This is a genomic window from Tsukamurella sputi (assembly GCF_007858445.1).
GTDB lineage: Bacteria > Actinomycetota > Actinomycetes > Mycobacteriales > Mycobacteriaceae > Tsukamurella > Tsukamurella sputi.
The window spans coordinates 1-500 of record NZ_VIGV01000266.1 but is presented as its reverse complement, the minus strand read 5'-3'; the positions used below and the strand labels follow the sequence as shown (position 1 = coordinate 500).

Here is a 500-nt window from a genome sequence, read left to right as displayed (position 1 = left end):
AAATATAGATAGATTTATAGAGAAGGATCTTAAAATGCATCACTATATCGACGCTCTTGAACTTGAGGCTCTTAAAACGCAGCGCGCACATCTTACGATTCAGAGTGTATGTGAATATGAGGGGAGAATCTACCAAAGCCCGGAAACTGTCATCTCGATTGCTGACAAGAGTGATCTTGCTGAGGCAAATCGCACTATTGATGATGTTGCTCGAGTGATCGCTACAGAAGCGGTTGCCGAGATCGATGCTCTAAAACTGATCTCTACAACGCATCAGCTCACGCTTTTTTTAAAAGATGATGCAGGTCAATTGCTAAAAGAGCCGTCTGTTCAGCCCTTAATCTTATCTGCTTCATTTGGAAGATAGTAGGCGACAGCTCAAAGCTATCGCCTAAATTGTGATATCTAAATCATACCTATCAATGACATCGATACTTAGAGCGCTTTAATTTTAGCAATCGCTTCCTCTAAAATCGTACTGATTTCTGCTTCATTCTCTT

The 500-nt window shown here is 40.8% G+C and carries 1 protein-coding gene; it reads left to right on the top strand.

The annotated features are described in order from the left end of the window. Positions 1-367 (top strand): hypothetical protein (locus FK268_RS26335; protein ID WP_205124558.1); only part of this gene is annotated, 367 nt, incomplete at its 5' end. Positions 368-500 lie beyond the last annotated feature (133 nt).